The sequence below is a fragment of the Pseudomonas sp. NPDC086251 genome, assembly GCF_044746405.1.
GTDB lineage: Bacteria > Pseudomonadota > Gammaproteobacteria > Pseudomonadales > Pseudomonadaceae > Aquipseudomonas.
Map to the genome: position 1 here is coordinate 1 of NZ_JBIVBY010000046.1, position 17,703 is coordinate 17,703.

The following is a 17,703-nucleotide window of genomic DNA, read 5'->3' on the forward strand; positions in this document are numbered from 1 at the left end:
TGTCGATCAAGGTGTGTGTGTTGGTGTTGTTGGTGGGGCCTTCGGGTTGCGGCAAGTCGACCCTGATGAATTGCATCGCCGGCCTGGAAACCATCACCGGCGGCGCGATCATGATCGGTGACCAGGACGTCAGCGGCATGAGCCCCAAGGACCGCGACATCGCCATGGTGTTCCAGTCCTACGCGCTGTACCCGACCATGAGCGTGCGCGAGAACATCGCCTTCGGCTTGAAGATCCGCAAAATGCCCGCCGCCGACATCGAAGCGGAAGTGGCGCGGGTGGCCAAGCTGTTGCAGATCGAACACTTGCTCAACCGCAAGCCCGGCCAGCTCTCTGGCGGTCAGCAACAGCGCGTGGCCATGGGCCGTGCCCTGGCGCGGCGGCCGAAGATTTACCTGTTCGACGAACCGCTGTCCAACCTCGACGCCAAGCTGCGCGTCGAGATGCGTACCGAAATGAAACTGATGCACCAGCGCCTGAAAACCACCACGGTCTACGTGACGCACGACCAGATCGAAGCCATGACCCTGGGCGACAAAGTGGCGGTGATGAAGGACGGGATCATTCAGCAGTTCGGCACGCCGAAAGACATCTACAACAACCCGGCCAACCTGTTCGTGGCGAGCTTCATCGGTTCGCCGCCAATGAACTTCATCCCCCTGCGCTTGCAGCGCCAGGACGGTCGTCTGGTGGCGTTGCTCGACAGCGGTCAGGCGCGCTGCGAATTGCCGCTGGGCATGCAGGACGCCGGCCTTGAAGACCGCGAAGTGATCCTCGGCCTGCGCCCGGAGCAGATCGTGTTGGCGAACGGCGAGCCGAACGGTTTGCCGACCATTCGCGCCGAAGTCCAGGTCACTGAACCGACCGGTCCCGACACGCTGGTGTTCGTCAATCTCAACGAGACCAAGGTTTGCTGCCGCCTGGCACCGGACGTCGCGCCCAATGTCGGCGAGACCCTGACCCTGCAATTCGATCCATCGAAAGTGCTGTTGTTCGATGCCAAGACCGGTGAGCGCCTGGGGGTGGCCGGTCTGCCGCAAGCCGAGCCGCACCCTGCCAACGTCACTCAATTCAAAGGCCGCTGAAGAACAAATGTGGGAATGGGGTGTGTGTGGGAGCTGGCCTGCCAGCGATAGCAGCAAATCGGTTTGACGTTAAACCGAGGCGTCTGCATCGCCGGCAGGCCAGCTCCCACAACGGCCCGCTCTCACAGTGGGGATACCCGGCGGGTGGCCTGTCACCCGCCGCAGCCGATGTAACCGCGTTAGATAAAAACAGTTAATAACAATAAAACGAGGATGTAGGGATGAAGAAGAAGAACAACGCTCAGCTTATCTGCCAGTTGTCAGCCGTTGCGGCGATGATGCTGGCCGGTAGTGTGCACGCGGCTGACGCGTTCAGCGCCGATTCTGAATGGATGACCGGTGATTGGGGTGGTGAGCGGACCAAGCTGATCGAGCAAGGCATCGACATCAAGATGGACTACGTCGGTGAAGTGGGCGGCAATCTTCACGGCGGTTTCAACAACGACAAGACCGCGCGCTACAGCGACCAGTTTGGTCTGGGCGCGGCGCTGGACCTGCAAAAATTGTTCGGCTGGGATAACACCCAGGCCAAAGTCCAGTTCACCAACCGTAACGGTGAAAACATCTCCAATGACCGTGTCGGCGACCCGCGTGCCGGCACCTTGAGTTCCTCGCAGGAAGTCTACGGTCGTGGCCACATGGTCCGTCTGACCCAACTGTGGATCAAGCACCAGTTCTTCGACAACAAACTGGACGTCAAGGCCGGTTACTTCGGCGAAGGCGAAGACTTCAACACCTTCCCCTGCGAGTTCCAGAACCTGGCGTTCTGCGGCTCCCAAGTGGGTAACTGGGCGACCAACATCTGGTACAACTGGCCCGTCAGCCAGGCCGCGATCCGCGTGAAGTACAACATCTCGCCTGAGTTCTATGCGCAGATCGGCGCGTACAACCAGAACCCGACGCAACTGGAACACGGTAACGGCTTCAAACTCAGCGGCAGTGGTACGGCAGGCACCGTCTTGCCGGTCGAGCTGGTCTGGTTGCCTAACCCTGGCAATCTGCCGGGCGAATACCGTGTCGGTTACTACAAAAGCACGGCCAAGGCCGATGACGTTCGTGAAGACGTTAATGGCGATGATGCCGCCACCAGCGGCAACGCCTTTCGCAGCCACAGCAGCAAGCATGGCTACTGGTTCGTGGCGCAACAACAACTCACCAGCCACAACGGTGATGCTTCCCGCGGCCTGAACATCGCTGCCAACGCCACGTTCCACGACAAGGACACCAACATCGTCGACAACTACCAGTCGCTGATGTTTGTGTACAAAGGCCCGTTCGATGCACGTCCGAAAGATGACATGGGGATCGGTTTCGCCCGTATCCATGTCAACGATGACGTGAAGAAAAACGCCGAGCTGACCAACGCTGCCAATGGCGTCACCGACTACGAAGATCCACTGTTCGCGCCACTGCGTACCACCGAGTACAACTACGAGGTCAACTACGGCTTCCACGTCACCAACTGGCTGACCGTGCGTCCTAACCTGCAATACATCACTCACCCGGGCGGTGTTGATGAAGTGGATAACGCGCTGGTCGCCGGCCTGAAAATTCAGTCGGTGTTCTAACGCTGTTGCGATAAGCTCCTCTCTATGTGCGCATTTTTGCGGACAGCCTTGGCTGTCCGCTTTTTTTTGGGGGCGGCGCACCCCGGGTGATAGATGATTTTCAGGACCGTGGCACATGCTTGAGCATCCGCTACAACGCTTCTTCAAATCCTTGCGCGAACGTCCGGTGTTTGCGTGGGAGCGCTATCAGAAGCGCGATGTGCTGGTGATCGATCATCCGCTGTGTCAGGCGGTGTTCAGTCGGCAGGGCGCGCAGTTGCTGCACTTCCAGCCCACGGGCCAGAAACCCTGGTTGTGGTGCGCGGCGAAGTGGCCGCAAGTCGGGGCGATTCGCGGCGGCGTGCCGGTGTGTTGGCCGTGGTATGGCCGGCATCCCAGCGAAAACGCCTGGCCGTCCCATGGTTGGGCACGGTTGATCGACTGGAAGCTGATCGACAGCTGCCATGACGACGATGGCGTGCGCCTGCACTGGCAACTTCAGCTGTGCGACTGGCAAGTGGACTTGCACGCACACCTTGGCGAACGCATGGATTTGCGCTTGAGCACCGAGCATCAGGACAGCCTGCCGTGCCAATTGAGTCAGGCGTTGCACGCCTATTGGCGTATTGGTGATGTCGGCGAGATAGCGCTGTCTGGGCTCGACGGGGCGCACGGTTACGACCAGTTGAACCGTCAGGTTTGCCAGCAGGAAGGTGAGCTTCGGGTCGATGGCGGCTGTCAGCGGGTGTTCCAGCATGACGGCGAATTGCAGCTCAAGGACCACGCCTGGCAGCGGGAGTTGTGCATCGACACCGGCGACCATGCGGACACCGTGGTCTGGCATCCGGGCTCGCGGCCGTTGCTGGGGGTGAGCTGGAATGAGGTTTCCGAGTTTGTCTGCGTGGAAGCGGCCAGCGGCGGGACGGACAGCCTGAGCCTGGCGCCGGGGGAGCGGGCGCATTTGAGTTTGCAGGCGCGGGTGGGGGTTTAGTTCAAGATTTGTGGTGTTGTGGCTGGCCTCTTCGCGGGCAAGCCTCGCTCCTACAGGTTTTTGATTGGCCGCGAAATCGGCCGCCGACGATAATCCTGTAGGAGCGAGGCTTGCCCGCGAAGAGGCCCGAGCAGGCAATAGAGGAGCTAATTAAACTCATCCCCAATCGGATACCGACTGGCATTCAGGCTTTCCTTGATCTTGCGCAAATGCGGCTGGAAGTCCACGCCCCGGCGCAAGGTCATGCCGGTGGCCAGCACGTCGAGCACCGTCAGCTGAATGATCCGCGACGTCATCGGCATATAGATGTCGGTGTCTTCCGGCAACGGAATGTTCAGGCTCAACGTACTGGCCTTGGCCAATGGCGACCCCTCGGCCGTCAGGCCCAGCACCGAAGCGCCGTTTTCCCGGGCAATACGCGCCACTTCCACCAGTTCGCGGGTGCGGCCGGTGTAGGAAATGATCACGAACAGCTCGCCAGTGTGAGCCACCGACGCAATCATGCGCTGCATCAGCACGTCCGCGTGGGCGGTGACGGCGAGGTTGAAACGGAAAAACTTGTGCTGCGCATCCAGCGCCACCGGGGCCGAGGCGCCGAGGCCGAAAAAGTGGATCTGCCGGGCCTGGATCAGCAGGTCGACGGCGCGGCTGATCAGGTTCGGGTCCAGCGCCTGCAAGGCACTGTCCAGCGAGGCGATGGCGCTGCCGAAGATCTTTTTCGTGTACGCCTCGGGATTGTCATCGGCCTCGACCGCACGGCTGACATACGCCGCGCCACTGGCCAGGCTTTGCGCCAACTGCAACTTGAGTTCCGGGTAACCGCTGACGCCGAACGAACGGCAGAAACGGTTGACCGTCGGCTCGCTGACTTTTGAGGCCTGGGCGAGGGCGGCGATGCTGAACCGGGTGGCCTGCTGTGGGTTGAGCAGGATCACTTCGGCGACTTTGCGTTCTGCCTTGTTCAGGTCTTCAAGGCGATTCTGGATCTGTTCCAGTAAATTTCGCACGCGGTCCATATAGGTTCCTTAGCTCTGCAAACAAGCGAGCAATGCAAATAAGGGCCTCGACTATGCAAATTGGGACTTTGATCGGGCCCGTAACGGTGGCCTATCCTACTGATGGCTCCGACCGACCACCACTCGGAATCTGTATTTTGCGAAAATGTTGTGGTTATTACTACATTTTCCCTTGAGTGATGCCTTGAAAAAAGGTATTTGTAGCTTAACTTGATAAAAGAACAAACATCATGCCTTCGATTACGGTTGAACCGTGCACCTTTGCCTTGTTCGGCGCCCTTGGCGATCTGGCCTTGCGCAAGCTGTTTCCTGCCCTCTATCAACTTGACGGCGCAGGCCTCTTGCACGAGGACACGCGAGTTATCGCGCTGGCCCGTGAGCCTGGCAGCGAGCAGGAGCACCTGGCGTTCATCGCCTCCGAGCTGCGCCGCTACGTCGGTGCGGAACTGGACGAAGCCGTGGTCGAACGTTTCCTGGCGCGCTTGAGTTACTTGCACGTCGATTTCCTCAAGGCTGACGATTACGTCGCCCTGGCGGAGATGGCGGGTAGCGCGCAACGGGTCATTGCCTATTTCGCTACGCCGGCAGCCGTTTACGGCGCGATCTGCGAGAACCTGTCGAAGGTCGGCCTGAGCGAAAATACCCGCGTGGTGCTGGAAAAACCCATCGGTTCGGACCTGGAATCCTCGCGCAAGGTCAACGACGCCGTGGCGCAGTACTTCCCGGAGAACCGCACCTACCGCATCGACCATTACCTGGGCAAAGAGACGGTGCAAAACCTGATCGCCCTGCGTTTTGCCAACAGCCTGTTCGAAACCCAGTGGAACCAGAACTACATCTCCCACGTGGAAATCACCGTGGCCGAGAAGGTCGGGATCGAAGGCCGCTGGGGTTACTTCGACAAGGCCGGTCAGCTGCGGGACATGATCCAGAATCACCTGCTGCAACTGCTCTGCCTGATCGCCATGGACCCGCCAGCCGACCTGTCCGCCGACAGTATCCGCGACGAGAAAGTCAAAGTGCTCAAGGCGCTGGCGCCGATCAGCCCGGAAGGCCTGACCACGCAAGTGGTGCGCGGCCAGTACATTGCCGGCTACAGCGAAGGCAAGCCGGTGCCCGGTTACCTGGAAGAACCAAACTCCAACACCCAGAGCGACACCGAAACCTTCGTCGCCCTGCGTGCCGATATCCGCAACTGGCGTTGGGCCGGCGTGCCGTTTTACCTGCGTACCGGCAAGCGCATGCCGCAGAAGCTGTCGCAGATCGTCATCCACTTCAAGGAACCGTCGCACTACATCTTCGCCCCCGAGCAGCGCCTGCAAATCAGCAACAAGCTGATTATCCGCCTGCAACCGGACGAAGGCATTTCCTTGCGTGTGATGACCAAAGAACAAGGCCTGGACAAGGGCATGCAGCTGCGCAGCGGTCCGTTGCAGCTGAATTTTTCCGACACCTGGCGCAGCGCACGGATTCCCGATGCCTACGAACGGTTGTTACTGGAAGTGATGCGCGGCAATCAGAACCTGTTTGTCCGTAAAGATGAAATCGAAGCCGCGTGGAAGTGGTGCGACCAGTTGATCGCCGGGTGGAAAAAATCCGGTGATGCGCCCAAGCCGTACGCGGCTGGCTCCTGGGGACCGATGAGTTCCATTGCACTGATCACGCGGGATGGGAGGTCGTGGTATGGCGATATCTGAATTGAAACTGCCTCAGGGCGTCAGCGCCCATGAGTTCAAGAGCCCGGTGCTGCTGGCCGATGGTTTGGCGCTGAAGGTGGCCAAGCAACTGAGTGACGCCATCGACGCGCGCGGTACCGCGACGCTGGTGGTCTCCGGTGGACGCAGCCCGGTGGCATTTTTCCAGAACCTGGGCAAGCAGAAACTCGACTGGTCCAAGGTGGTCGTGACCCTGGCCGACGAGCGCTGGGTACCGGTCGAGCACGCCGACAGCAATGCCGGTTTGCTCAAGCGTTACCTGTTGCAGGGCCCGGCGGCCAAGGCGCAGTTCCTCAGCCTCTACAGCGCCAGTACCAGCCTGGAACAAGCGGCCGAGCAGGCTGACCGTTTGCTCGCCGAATTGCCGGCGATCGACGTGCTGGTGCTGGGCATGGGCGACGACGGGCACACCGCCTCGTTGTTCCCGAACAGTCCAAACCTGAGTGACGCCTTGAAAGTCGACGGCACACGCCGTTGCTACCCAATGCTGGCGCCGACCGTGCCGCATCAGCGCCTGACCATGAGTCGTGCGCTGCTGGCTTCGGCCAAGACCACCGTTCTGTCGATTTCCGGTCAGTCCAAACTGACCACTTTGAGTGCCGCATTGGCCGGTGACGATGTCGCCGCCATGCCGATTCGCGCGTTTCTGCAACCTACGTTAGAGATTTACTGGTGCCCATGAGCCAAGGAACAGCCGCTATGAAAAACACCTCCCCGACCGTATCCATGGCGGATAAAGTTGCCCTGATCGACAGCCTCTGCGCCAAGGCGCGGATTCTGCCGGTGATCACCATCGCTCGCGAACAGGACGTCCTGCCGCTGGCCGATGCCCTCGCGGCCGGTGGCCTGACCGCCCTGGAAGTGACCCTGCGTTCGCAATTCGGCCTCAAGGCCATCCAGATTCTGCGCGAGCAGCGTCCGGAACTGGTGACCGGTGCTGGCACCGTGCTCGATCGCAACATGCTGGCCGCCGCCGAAGCTGCGGGCTCGCAGTTCATCGTCACGCCGGGCATCACCCGTGACCTGCTCGAAGCCAGCGTCGACAGCCCGATTCCGCTGTTGCCAGGCATCAGCAACGCCTCGGGCATCATGGAAGGCTACGGCCTGGGTTATCGCCGCTTCAAGCTGTTCCCGGCGGAAGTCAGCGGCGGCGTTGCGGCCATCAAGGCGTTGGGTGGCCCGTTCGGCGAAGTGAAATTCTGCCCGACTGGCGGCGTCAGCCCGGCCAACATCAAGAGCTACATGGCGTTGAAAAACGTGATGTGCGTGGGCGGGAGCTGGATGCTTGATCCGGAATGGATCAAGAACGGCGACTGGGCCCGCATCCAGGAATGCACCGCCGAGGCATTGGCGCTGCTGGACTGATCGGCTTCTACCAAACACTTCGTTGTGTGTTCTACGGCTTTACGGTGCGCTTGGTCGGTGCACCGTTTTTTTTTGCCCTAAACAAAGAACCTGTAGGAGCGAGGCTTGCCCGCGAAGACGGCGGGACTTTCAACATCTATGTCACCTGACACACCGTCTTCGCGGGCAAGCCTCGCTCCTACAGGACATCATGCGATACATAGTTACCGCATCCCAATGGTCGGCCAGTGCTAGCCTGCGTTCATCTTATGGAAGAGAGAACGTCATGGACGACATCACCTCAGTTGCACCCACACCACCGATTTACCAGCTGTCCCCGGAACAAATCGCCGGCCCGTATTTCCGAAACCCCAAACTCATCAGAAGAAACATCAGCGAAGGCGCCGAAGGTATTCCCTTGGTGTTACGGCTGGGGATCGTCGATGCCATGACCGGTCATCCGGTGACGGATGCGTTGGTGGATATCTGGCATTGCAATGCGCGCGGGGCGTATTCAGGCTGGAGCAAGGTCAATCCGGACATAGAGGCCGATGTCGGTGACATCGGCTCGATCCCGCGCACCGACGACGACACTTACCTGCGCGGTGGGCAGTTCACCGACAAGAAAGGCATCGTGCGTTTCACCACGATCTATCCGGGGTTCTATGCCGGCCGCGCGCTGCACATTCACGTCGCCGTGCGCATCACGGGCGGCAACAACTACCTGCAAGAGCGACACGTCGCCTGGGTCGGTCAGCTGTACCTCCCTGGCGTCGCCTCGCGCGCGGTGCTTAATGCCCGGGAGTATCGCGGTCGAGCCGTCTCGGCGTTGACGAACGAAGAGGATTATTTCTATGAAACCATGGGCGGCGAAGCCTCGATCCTGAAGGTTCACACCCTCGGCCGCGACTCGAATGAAGACGGTTTTTTTGGCTACACAACCATCGGTGTCGACACGTTTGCGGTGTCGACACAAATCAAGCCTGAGGATTTCGACAAGTACACCGTGTGACGTCAGCGCAGTTCGGTCAGTGCCTTGGCCAGCAAGCGCATGTCGGCTGCGGTGGTGGTGAGCCCGGGCGTGATGCGGATGCACGGACCACACGCCGCACCACTGCGCACCACGGTGAACAGGTTGTAGTCGTTGAGCAATCGCTCGGCCATTGCCTGTTGATCGGCATGCCGGGTGAAGCGCAACGAGGTGATACCGCAATACAGGCGCGGGTCATCCGGTGTCAGGACTTCGATGCCCGGCAACTCGCGCACCGCGCGCACCCACAGGTTGCGCAGGTAATTGAGCCGAGCGCCCTTGGCGGCAGAACCCCCCATCGCGCAGTGCTCCTCGAACACCAGCGGCAGGGTCAGCAGTGCCGGGATGTTCGGCGTGCTATAGGGCGTGCGGGCGCGAATATCGTAGAGCGGAAAATGCATCTCGCCCATGTCCGGGTCGATGTCGGCCAGGCGTTCCTGGGCGATGTACATGAAGCCCAGCGTCAGCGGCGCACCGATCCACTTATGCAGGTTGTACCCGGCAAAGGCGATGCCCAGTTTGTCGAGATTGAACTCCAGTTGGCCAAGCGCGTGGGCGCCGTCGAGGATCACGTCGACGCCATGCTCCTTGGCGATCGCGGCAATGGCCTGTACCGGCATCACCAGCCCGGTGCGATGAGTGACGTGGGTCAGGGCCATCAGTTTGAGTCGCGGATAACGCACGAAGGCTTCACGGTAAGTGGCCAGCAAGCTGTCGAACGTGGCGGGGTGCGCGTGTTCGATCTCGATCACTTCCACGCCACGATGGCGCGCGAGCCAGCGCATGGCACCTTTGACGGTGTCGTATTCCAGGTCGCAGATCAGCACTTGGTCGCCCGGCTGCAGACGGTTGTAGTTGCGGATCAGCGATTGCAAACCGTCCGAAGCATTGCGAGTCAGGGCGATGCTGCCGGCGGGTACGCCCATCAACTCGGCGAGCTGCGCGCGAATATCCAAGCCTTCAATCACCTCGAATTGCTGCCGCACATGCACCGAGTTACTGCGATTGATGAGTTCGATGTTGCGCTGATACTCCTCGACCACCGTTCGGGACATGCGTCCGAAGTAACCGTTTTCCAGATTCACCGGGCCAGGTTCAACAGCATAACGATCGGCAAAGGTCAGCCAAAAGGCTTCATCACGGGCGCGGCGAGTGTTATCGGGCATGGGTTACTCAGTCAGGATTAGTGGCGAGGGGCAGGTTTGCCGTGTTTGGCGCGCAGCGGTTCGAGCAACTCCGACAGGCCGTTGTGATCGATTTCCTGCATCAGGGCCAGCAGGCCGCCGAGTTCGCCGTGGGGGAAACCTTCCCGGGCGAACCAGTTCAGGTATTGGCCGGGCAGGTCGGCAATGATTCGGCCCTTGTATTTGCCGAAAGGCATTTCACGGGTTATCAGCAGTTCGAGCTTTTCAGGGTTCATCAATCAGTCGTCTTGATTCAAACAGTCTGGAAAATACAGGCATTCTGCATGCAGGCCAAATGACAGATCATGCAAAAAAAGCGGATACAGATTTTTGGTGAAAAGTTAACTTGTTGAAATATAAAGAATAATTAATCAATTCGAAGCTGGCATGCAGGGTGCAATAGCTAATGCATCTTTCATCAACCCGCGAGGAATTGAAAATGACCGACATGAATAAAGAAGCGATCTCTGTACTCAACGACCTGATTGAAACCAGCAAAGACGGTCAGGAAGGGTTCAAGACGTGCGCTGAAGACATCAAACATCCAGAGCTCAAAACGCTGTTCATTCAGCGTTCCGCCGACTGCGCCACCGCGGCCTCCGAACTGCAAGCGGCAGTGCGCTCGTTGGGCGGTGATCCGGAAACCTCCACCAGTGTCAGCGGTGACCTGCACCGTCGCTGGGTGGACGTGAAAGCGATGTTCACCGGCAAGGATGAAGAAGCCGTGCTGAACGAAGCCGAACGTGGTGAAGATCATGCGCTGAAGGCTTACAAAGAAGCCATGGAAAAAATCAACAAGCACAACCTGGTGGGCATTCGTGACCTGGTTGAGCGTCAGTACCACGGCGTACAGCGCAATCACGATCAGGTAAAAGCCTTGCGTAACCAGGCTCGCGCACGCTCGTAAGCGCGCAAAGCCTGTCAAAAACGCCAGCCAGTCTGGCGTTTTTTTGTGCCTGGGAATTAGCGCTGGACGGGGTATAGATAGCTAGCTAATAATTTGTTTTTCAAGTGAATCAACCGAAGCGGTCTATCGTTAAATCGTCTTCCCAAGAGTCCTCTACGTGCCTATCACTTTGCAGGCTTTATTCGCGCCTGACCGCCGCGCCTTGCAGTTCGCGATCAAGACCTTGATCGGCGGAGGCCTGGCGCTGTGGCTGGCGTTGCGCTGGGGCCTGGAGCAACCGGCCTGGGCCTTGATGACCGCGTTCATCGTTGCCCAGCCCTTGTCCGGAATGGTGGTGCAAAAAGGCCTGGCGCGGCTGTTGGGGACGCTGGTCGGGACGATCATGTCGGTGGTGTTCATGGGCTTGTTCGCTCAGACGCCCTGGTTGTTCCTGTTGGCCTTGGCGCTGTGGCTCGGGCTGTGTACGGCGAGTTCGACCTTGCTGCGCAGCGCTTGGTCGTATTCATTTGTGCTGGCCGGTTACACGGTGGCGATCATCGCGCTGCCGGCCATTACCCATCCGCTGACGGTGTTCGATCAGGCCGTGGCGCGTTGCACGGAAATCTGCCTGGGCATTCTCTGCGCCACCGCCGCCAGTGCGTTGCTGTGGCCGATGCGCGTCGAACGGCAACTGGCGGATCAGGCGCGAGCCGCCTGGCAAAGCGGGATGAATGCCGCGCGCGCGACCCTGGCCGGCGATGGTCAGGCGCGCAGAGGCCTGTTGGAAATTCTCGGCAGAATTGTCGCGGTGGATGCCCAGCGCGAGCACGCCTGGTTCGAAGGCGGCCTCGGTCGGCAGCGTGCGCGTGCGATCAGCGGCCTGAGTCAGAAACTGTTGATGCTGCTGCGCATCGCCCGTTCGGTGCGCCGTCAGTGGAAGCAGTTGGAACCCCAGGAATCCAAGCAATTGCTGCACTGGATGGTCGAGGTTCAGGAGGCGCTGGTCAGCGCCGATACCTCGACCCTGCAAGCGTTACGGCCACGATTGCTCGACGCCTCGCATGCTCCGCAAATCAGCTCCGCGCAGAGTTATTGCCTGGTCCGTTTCACCTTGCTGATGGATACCGCCATGGCGGCGAATGCGGCGTTGAAAGCGGTCGAGGAGGGCAAGGAAACGGTCGATCCGCCGCGCACCTTGACCCCTCACCGAGACCTATCATTGGCGCTGGTGTTCGGTGCGCGCAGTGCATTGGCCTTTCTGGTGGTCTCGTGTTTCTGGTTGGCGACGGCATGGCCTGCTGCATCGGGTGCGCTGGTGTTGACGTGTGTGGTCTGCAGCCTGTTTGCCAGCCGCGAGAACGGTGCGCAAATCGGCATGAGTTTTATGCGCGGGATTTTTCTGGCCGTGCCGACGGCGTTTTTTGTCGGGCAGATTCTGCTGCCGCAATGGAGCGGTTTTGCCTTGCTGTGCATGGGCATGGGCGTGCCGCTGTTCCTCGGAGCGCTGGGCATGGCCAAGCCACAGATCGGCGCCACGGCCACTTCGTTCTGTCTGCACTTCATTGTCCTGGTCGCGCCGCTCAACACGATGAAATTCGATGTCGCGACGTTCTTCAACAGCGCTCAAGCCATGATCGTCGGGGTCGGTGCAGCGGTGCTGGCGTTTCATCTGCTGATCCTGCGAAATCCGACGTGGCACGGCCGACGGTTGTTGGCGGCCACGCTCCACGATCTGGTGCGCCTGACCCGACGCAACCTGCGCGGTGCCGAAAGCTGGTTCGGTGGGCGCATGGCCGATCGCTTGCTGCAACTGGCGCGGCACTATCCTGAACTGCCGGAACCGGCGCGCAGCCGCTGGGACGACGGTTTGCTCGGCCTGGATATCGGCGACGAATTGCTGCATCTGCGCTTGAGCCTCGCCGTGGCACAGGCACCGGTCAGCGCGGCGCAACGGCGCTATCTGGAGCAACTGGAAAAGGTCCTGGAGCAAGGCCCGGCCGGCAGCCGCGCCGAGGCGTTGGCGCAACCGAGCGAAGAATTGCTCAAGACCTTGTACGCGCTGCCGCCCAGCGACGCGGTGAAACTAGCCCAAGGTGCGGTGCTGCAATTGCAAAACAGTTGGCGTGCCTGGTGTCGTCAGCAGGAGGAAAGCCATGGGCTTGCGTGAGTGGTCAGTGGGTGGCGTGCTGCTCAGTCCGTTTTTGATTTATGTGTTGCTGGCGCTGCTGGTCACCGGTGCTTTGCGCCTGCTGTTGCGCCTGACACCGGCCGGTCGCTGGATCTGGCACGAAGCGCTATTTGATTGCGCCTTGTACGTCTGTGTATTGACCGTGATCACCGTCGTCCTTGGACCTTTATAAAGGAGTTGAACATGCGTACACCCGTACGTGTCGCGGTAACCCTGTGCCTGGTGGCGGTGGCGATTTTTGCCGGTTTCCATTTATGGCAGTACTACATGTTGACGCCCTGGACCCGCGACGCGCGGATCCGCGCCGATGTGGTGGTCATCGCCCCGGACGTGTCGGGCTGGGTGCGTGAACTCAAGGCCTTCGACAACCAGCCGGTCAAGGTCGGCGACCTGTTGCTGAGCATCGATCGAGATCGCTTCGTTGCCGCGCTGGAGAAGGCGAAAGCGGTGGTCGAGACGCGCCAGCAACAGCTCAATCTGCGTGAGCGCGAAGCCAGTCGCCGCGCCAGTCTCGGGCCGCAAGCGATCAGCGCCGAACTGCGGGAGAACGCGCAGATCAACGCCGGCATCGCTCGGGGTGAACTGCGTGAAGCCCAGGCCGAAGCCAAGGTCGCGGAGCTCAACCTGGCCCGCAGCCAGGTCCACGCGCCGCGCAATGGGCACATCACCAACCTGCGCCTGGCTGAAGGCAACTACGTGAATGCCGGCCAATCGGTGATGGCGTTGATTGATGATTCGACCTTCTATGTGCAGGCCTATTTCGAAGAAACCAAACTGCCACGGATTCGCGTCGGCGACCCGGTCAAGGTCTGGTTGATGAGCGCCGGCGAGGCGTTGCAGGGGCATGTCGAAAGCATCAGCCGCGGGATTACCGACCGCAACACCACGCCGGATGGGCAGCTGCTGGCGGAGGTGGAGCCGACGTTTAACTGGGTGAGGCTGGCGCAGCGGATTCCGGTGCGGATCAAGCTCGACAACGTGCCAGAAGGGATGAATTTGAGTTCGGGGATGACCGCGAGTGTGCAGGTGCAGGAAGCGCCTTGAGATCAAGAGATCGCAGCCTCGTTTTACTCGACAGCTCCTACAGGTGTGCGCAAAACCCTGTAGGAGCTGTCGAGAGAAACGAGGCTGCGATCTTCTAAGCCAATCAGCCAATGCTGATCGCAGGCAATGTCGGCAAAGTCACCGTCTGTTGCTTGCGCGGCGCCAGAATCTCCGCCTCGCCATCCACCACCAACTCATCGCGCTGATTGAACACTCGGGTGGCAATCCGCACGCGAAACTTCGGCAGTTTCTCGAGAATCTCCAGCCGCACCGTCAAGGTGTCGCCGATCTTCACCGGCTTTTGAAAGCTCATCTGCTGGCCGATATAGATCGTCCCCGGCCCAGGCAGCTCGCAAGCCACCGCTGCACTGATCAGTGCGCCGCTGAACATGCCGTGAGCGATGCGCTCCTTGAACATGGTGCCCGCGGCGAATTCTGCGTCCAGGTGTACCGGGTTGTGATCGCCGGACATCGCGGCGAACAACTGAATGTCGCGCTCTTCGACCGTTTTGCTATAGCTGGCGGTCTGGCCGACTTCGAGGGCTTCGTAAGGGGTGTTGGTAACCTGGGTCATCTGTTTCAATTCCTGTCACGAATAAATAAATTCACAAAAAAACTATTCCGATCTGGGTGGCCGACGGTGGCTCAGCGCCTGGGCGATCCAGTTCAACACGTCATTGATCACTTCATCGCGATTGCTCTCGTTGAACAATTCATGCCGTGCCTGCGGGTAAATAGTCAGTTGCAGGTGCTGGCTGCCGGCCGCGCGCAACGCATGGGCCAGATCTTTCAGACGTTTGCCTTCGCTCACCGGATCACATTCACCGCCGATCACCAGCAGCGGCAGGCCCGGATCGATCTGAGCGAGATTGGACGCTTTGCTGATTTGCTGCAAGCCGCCGAGCAAATCGATCCACAGCTGATTGGTGCAGCGAAAGCCGCAAAGCGGGTCATTGGCGTACAGATCGACCTCCGCCGGATCACGGCTGAGCCAGTCAAACCGCGTGCGCGCAGGCTTGAATTGCTTGTTGAACGAGCCGAACGACAACCATTCGATCAGCGCGCTACGACCCTTGGGGCCCTGACGCAATTTTTCCAGACGGGCGATCTGCCGCGCCGCGCGATAAAGCGCTACGGGCTGGAAGTTCGAACCGCTGAGCACCGCACCATGCAGGCTGGCGCTGTGGTGCAGCAGATACGCCTGGGCGATGTAGCTGCCCATGCTGTGGCCGAGCAGCACAATCGGCACGCCGGGATGCTGTTGACCGATGTGCTGGTTGAGGCTCGCCAGGTCGCCCACCACCTTGCACCAGCCATCGTCGTCGGCGAAATGGCCCAGTGTCCCGTTTTCGGCAGTTTTGCCATGTCCGCGCAGGTCTGGCGCGTAGACGCCATAGCCCTGATCACAGAGTTTTTCCGCCAGCCGGGCGTAGCGGCCAGTGTGTTCCGCCATACCGTGCGCCAACAGGATCACTGCTTTTAAAGGCGGCTCGGGCAGCCACTGGTTGACGAAGAGGCGGCTGCGGTCACTCGCGGTCAGCCAGAAAGTGTCGTGGATCATGGCGGTTCCTTTGCATGCGTGGGCACGGGCTAGCAGCATTGTATAGCGCATCCTTCGCTTGCCGTCTGATCAGGCCACGCCACGGCAGGAAGATTCACACGATCAATGACGGCCTTTGGCATATTTGCCTGATTCGCCATAGCTGCTAGTGTCCGTGAAGCTCCGCTTTTCGCTGTTTCTGCTTTTTGAGGGATAAGAGAGAAAGGGCAGAAAAGCGGCCCCGGATAGGTTCAGGTAAAGAGGACAAGAACAATGCAACCTGATTTCTGGAATGACAAACGCCCGGCCGGCGTGCCCCTGGACATCGATCAAGGGGCCTATAAGTCGGTGATCGAGGTGTTCGAGCGTTCCTGCAAGAAATTTGCTGACCGCCCGGCATTCAGCAACATGGGCGTAACCCTGACCTACGCCGAACTGGAACGCTACAGCGCAGCGTTCGCCGGCTACCTGCAAGCCCACACCGACCTGGTGCCGGGGGATCGCATTGCGGTGCAGATGCCCAACATCCTGCATTACCCGATTGCCGTGTTCGGTGCCTTGCGCGCCGGGCTGATCGTGGTCAACACCAACCCGCTGTATACCGCGCGGGAGATGCGTCATCAGTTCAAGGATTCCGGTGCCCGGGCGCTGATCTACCTGAACATGTTCGGGGCGAAGGTCCAGGAAGTGCTCCCCGATACCGACATCCAGTACCTGATCGAAGCGAAGATGGGCGACTTGATGCCCGGCGCCAAGGGCTGGCTGGTCAACACGATGGTGAGCAAGGTCAAGAAGATGGTGCCGGCCTATAACTTGCCGCAGGCCATTTCCTTCAAGAGTGCGCTGCGTCTGGGTCGGGGCCTGGGAATCAAGCCGCTGAACGCCAGTCTTGGCGACATCGCCGTGCTGCAATACACCGGCGGCACCACCGGCCTGGCCAAGGGCGCGATGCTGACCCATGGCAACCTGGTAGCCAACATGCAGCAGGTGCGGGCGTGCCTGGAGCAGTCGGGCAATGACGGTCAGCCACTGTTGCGCGAAGGGCAGGAGGTGATGATCGCGCCGCTGCCGCTGTACCACATCTATGCCTTCACCGCGAACTGCATGTGCATGATGGTGTCGGGCAATCACAACGTACTGATCACCAATCCACGGGACATCAAGGGCTTCATCAAGGAGCTGAAAAACTGGCGCTTCTCGGCGTTGCTCGGGCTCAACACACTATTTGTCGCGCTGATGGATCACCCGGATTTCAAGACCCTGGATTTCTCCAGCCTCAAACTCACCAACTCCGGCGGCACCGCGCTGGTCAAGGCTACCGCCGAGCGCTGGGAACAGCTCACCGGGTGCCGCATCACCGAAGGTTACGGCCTGACCGAAACCTCGCCGGTGGCCTGCACCAACCCGTACGGCGACAAGTCGCGCCTCGGCACGGTCGGCTTGCCGGTGCCGGGCACCACGCTGAAAGTCATCAATGACGAGGGCGTCGAGCAGCCGTTGGGCGAGCGCGGCGAACTGTGCATCAAGGGCCCGCAGATCATGAAGGGCTACTGGCAGAAACCCGAAGCCACCCACGAAGTGCTGGATGCCGAGGGCTGGTTCAAGTCGGGCGACATCGCGGTGATCGACCCGGACGGGTTTGTGCGCATCGTCGATCGCAAGAAGGACATGATCATCGTCTCGGGTTTCAACGTGTACCCGAACGAGATCGAAGACGTGGTGATGGCTCACCCGAAAGTCGCCAACTGCGCGGTGATCGGCGTACCGGACGAGCGTTCGGGGGAGGCGGTGAAGCTGTTTGTGGTGGCCCGTGAATCGGGGGTCAGCCTTGAAGAGTTGAAGGCTTACTGCAAGGAAAACTTCACGGCGTACAAAGTGCCTAAGCACATCGTGCTGCGTGAGTCGTTGCCGATGACGCCGGTGGGCAAGATCTTGCGGCGGGAGTTGCGCGATATTGCTTGAGTGGTGAATGGCCGCGCTTCGCGCGGTTCGCGGGCAAGCCTCGCTCCTACAGGTTCGGTGTGACCGACATCAAACCTGTAGGAGCGAAGCTTGCCCGCGAAGCTTTTGGGGTACTGAAAAGCCCCGGATTCAGAGGCTCTCAAGGCCTTATAGAATCTTTACTCTAAAAAT

General features: G+C 60.0%; 17 protein-coding genes. 12 read left to right on the plus strand and 5 right to left on the minus strand.

What is annotated here, in order from left to right; genetic code table 11:
* From ACIPL2_RS32035 to ACIPL2_RS32045, 3 genes are all read left to right on the plus strand, one after another.
* The coding region (locus ACIPL2_RS32035; RefSeq protein WP_401363931.1) for an ABC transporter ATP-binding protein at positions 1-1,085 on the plus strand (1,085 nt) is incomplete at its 5' end.
* Between the two features lie 221 nt (positions 1,086-1,306).
* Positions 1,307-2,653, plus strand: coding sequence for a carbohydrate porin (locus ACIPL2_RS32040; RefSeq protein ID WP_401363934.1), 1,347 nt, complete (start codon positions 1,307-1,309; stop codon positions 2,651-2,653).
* A gap of 115 nt (positions 2,654-2,768) precedes the next feature.
* Positions 2,769-3,623, plus strand: a complete 855-nt coding sequence (locus ACIPL2_RS32045; protein ID WP_401363937.1) for a D-hexose-6-phosphate mutarotase — start codon at positions 2,769-2,771, stop codon at positions 3,621-3,623.
* A gap of 146 nt (positions 3,624-3,769) precedes the next feature.
* On the opposite strand, the gene ACIPL2_RS32050 is transcribed toward ACIPL2_RS32045, so the two are convergent.
* Positions 3,770-4,630 (minus strand): MurR/RpiR family transcriptional regulator, encoded by an 861-nt coding sequence (locus tag ACIPL2_RS32050; RefSeq protein WP_177318169.1) that lies wholly within the window; start codon positions 4,628-4,630, stop codon positions 3,770-3,772.
* Between the two features lie 239 nt (positions 4,631-4,869).
* Between ACIPL2_RS32050 and zwf the strand changes: the two genes are divergently transcribed.
* The 4 genes from zwf (at position 4,870) to ACIPL2_RS32070 (ending at position 8,710) form a co-directional block, all read left to right on the plus strand.
* Entirely contained in the window at positions 4,870-6,336 is a 1,467-nt protein-coding gene (zwf, locus tag ACIPL2_RS32055; RefSeq protein WP_401363940.1) for a glucose-6-phosphate dehydrogenase, read from the plus strand.
* Complete coding sequence (pgl, locus tag ACIPL2_RS32060; protein ID WP_401363943.1) at positions 6,323-7,036, plus strand: 6-phosphogluconolactonase; 714 nt, start codon at positions 6,323-6,325, stop codon at positions 7,034-7,036. The genes zwf and pgl overlap by 14 nt, the downstream gene beginning before the upstream one ends.
* 17 nt (positions 7,037-7,053) lie before the next feature.
* Positions 7,054-7,719 (plus strand): bifunctional 4-hydroxy-2-oxoglutarate aldolase/2-dehydro-3-deoxy-phosphogluconate aldolase, encoded by a 666-nt coding sequence (locus ACIPL2_RS32065; protein WP_401363946.1) that lies wholly within the window; start codon positions 7,054-7,056, stop codon positions 7,717-7,719.
* A 265-nt stretch (positions 7,720-7,984) separates the two neighbouring features.
* Positions 7,985-8,710, plus strand: a complete 726-nt coding sequence (locus tag ACIPL2_RS32070; RefSeq protein ID WP_401363949.1) for an intradiol ring-cleavage dioxygenase — start codon at positions 7,985-7,987, stop codon at positions 8,708-8,710.
* A 2-nt stretch (positions 8,711-8,712) separates the two neighbouring features.
* Here ACIPL2_RS32070 and ACIPL2_RS32075 read toward each other — a convergent pair whose 3' ends face one another.
* Complete coding sequence (locus tag ACIPL2_RS32075) at positions 8,713-9,894, minus strand: aminotransferase class V-fold PLP-dependent enzyme (RefSeq protein ID WP_401363952.1); 1,182 nt, start codon at positions 9,892-9,894, stop codon at positions 8,713-8,715.
* A 17-nt stretch (positions 9,895-9,911) separates the two neighbouring features.
* Positions 9,912-10,148: a DUF3820 family protein gene (locus tag ACIPL2_RS32080; protein ID WP_007949456.1), complete on the minus strand. Its 237-nt coding sequence runs from the start codon at positions 10,146-10,148 to the stop codon at positions 9,912-9,914.
* Between the two features lie 203 nt (positions 10,149-10,351).
* Between ACIPL2_RS32080 and ACIPL2_RS32085 the strand changes: the two genes are divergently transcribed.
* From ACIPL2_RS32085 to ACIPL2_RS32100, 4 genes are all read left to right on the plus strand, one after another.
* The gene (locus tag ACIPL2_RS32085; protein WP_401363955.1) at positions 10,352-10,819 is read left to right on the plus strand and encodes a PA2169 family four-helix-bundle protein; all 468 of its coding nucleotides are present in this window, start codon (positions 10,352-10,354) and stop codon (positions 10,817-10,819) included.
* Positions 10,820-10,976: 157 nt separating this feature from the next.
* The gene (locus ACIPL2_RS32090) at positions 10,977-12,965 is read left to right on the plus strand and encodes an FUSC family protein (RefSeq protein ID WP_401363958.1); all 1,989 of its coding nucleotides are present in this window, start codon (positions 10,977-10,979) and stop codon (positions 12,963-12,965) included.
* The gene (locus ACIPL2_RS32095; RefSeq protein WP_059402975.1) at positions 12,952-13,158 is read left to right on the plus strand and encodes a DUF1656 domain-containing protein; all 207 of its coding nucleotides are present in this window, start codon (positions 12,952-12,954) and stop codon (positions 13,156-13,158) included. Before ACIPL2_RS32090 ends, ACIPL2_RS32095 begins: the two co-directional genes overlap by 14 nt.
* 11 nt (positions 13,159-13,169) lie before the next feature.
* Positions 13,170-14,030 carry an efflux RND transporter periplasmic adaptor subunit gene (locus ACIPL2_RS32100; protein ID WP_401363962.1) on the plus strand — a complete coding sequence of 287 codons (861 nt, stop codon included), beginning with the start codon at positions 13,170-13,172 and terminating at the stop codon, positions 14,028-14,030.
* A gap of 103 nt (positions 14,031-14,133) precedes the next feature.
* Here the strand turns inward: ACIPL2_RS32100 and ACIPL2_RS32105 are convergent, their stop codons facing one another.
* Both ACIPL2_RS32105 and ACIPL2_RS32110 read right to left on the minus strand, forming a co-directional pair.
* Complete coding sequence (locus ACIPL2_RS32105) at positions 14,134-14,604, minus strand: MaoC family dehydratase (RefSeq protein ID WP_008151121.1); 471 nt, start codon at positions 14,602-14,604, stop codon at positions 14,134-14,136.
* Between the two features lie 42 nt (positions 14,605-14,646).
* Positions 14,647-15,591 (minus strand): lysophospholipase, encoded by a 945-nt coding sequence (locus tag ACIPL2_RS32110; RefSeq protein ID WP_401363966.1) that lies wholly within the window; start codon positions 15,589-15,591, stop codon positions 14,647-14,649.
* A gap of 252 nt (positions 15,592-15,843) precedes the next feature.
* Here ACIPL2_RS32110 and fadD2 point away from each other — a divergent pair, with 252 nt between their 5' ends.
* Complete coding sequence (fadD2, locus tag ACIPL2_RS32115) at positions 15,844-17,532, plus strand: long-chain-fatty-acid--CoA ligase FadD2 (RefSeq protein ID WP_401363969.1); 1,689 nt, start codon at positions 15,844-15,846, stop codon at positions 17,530-17,532.
* Positions 17,533-17,703 lie beyond the last annotated feature (171 nt).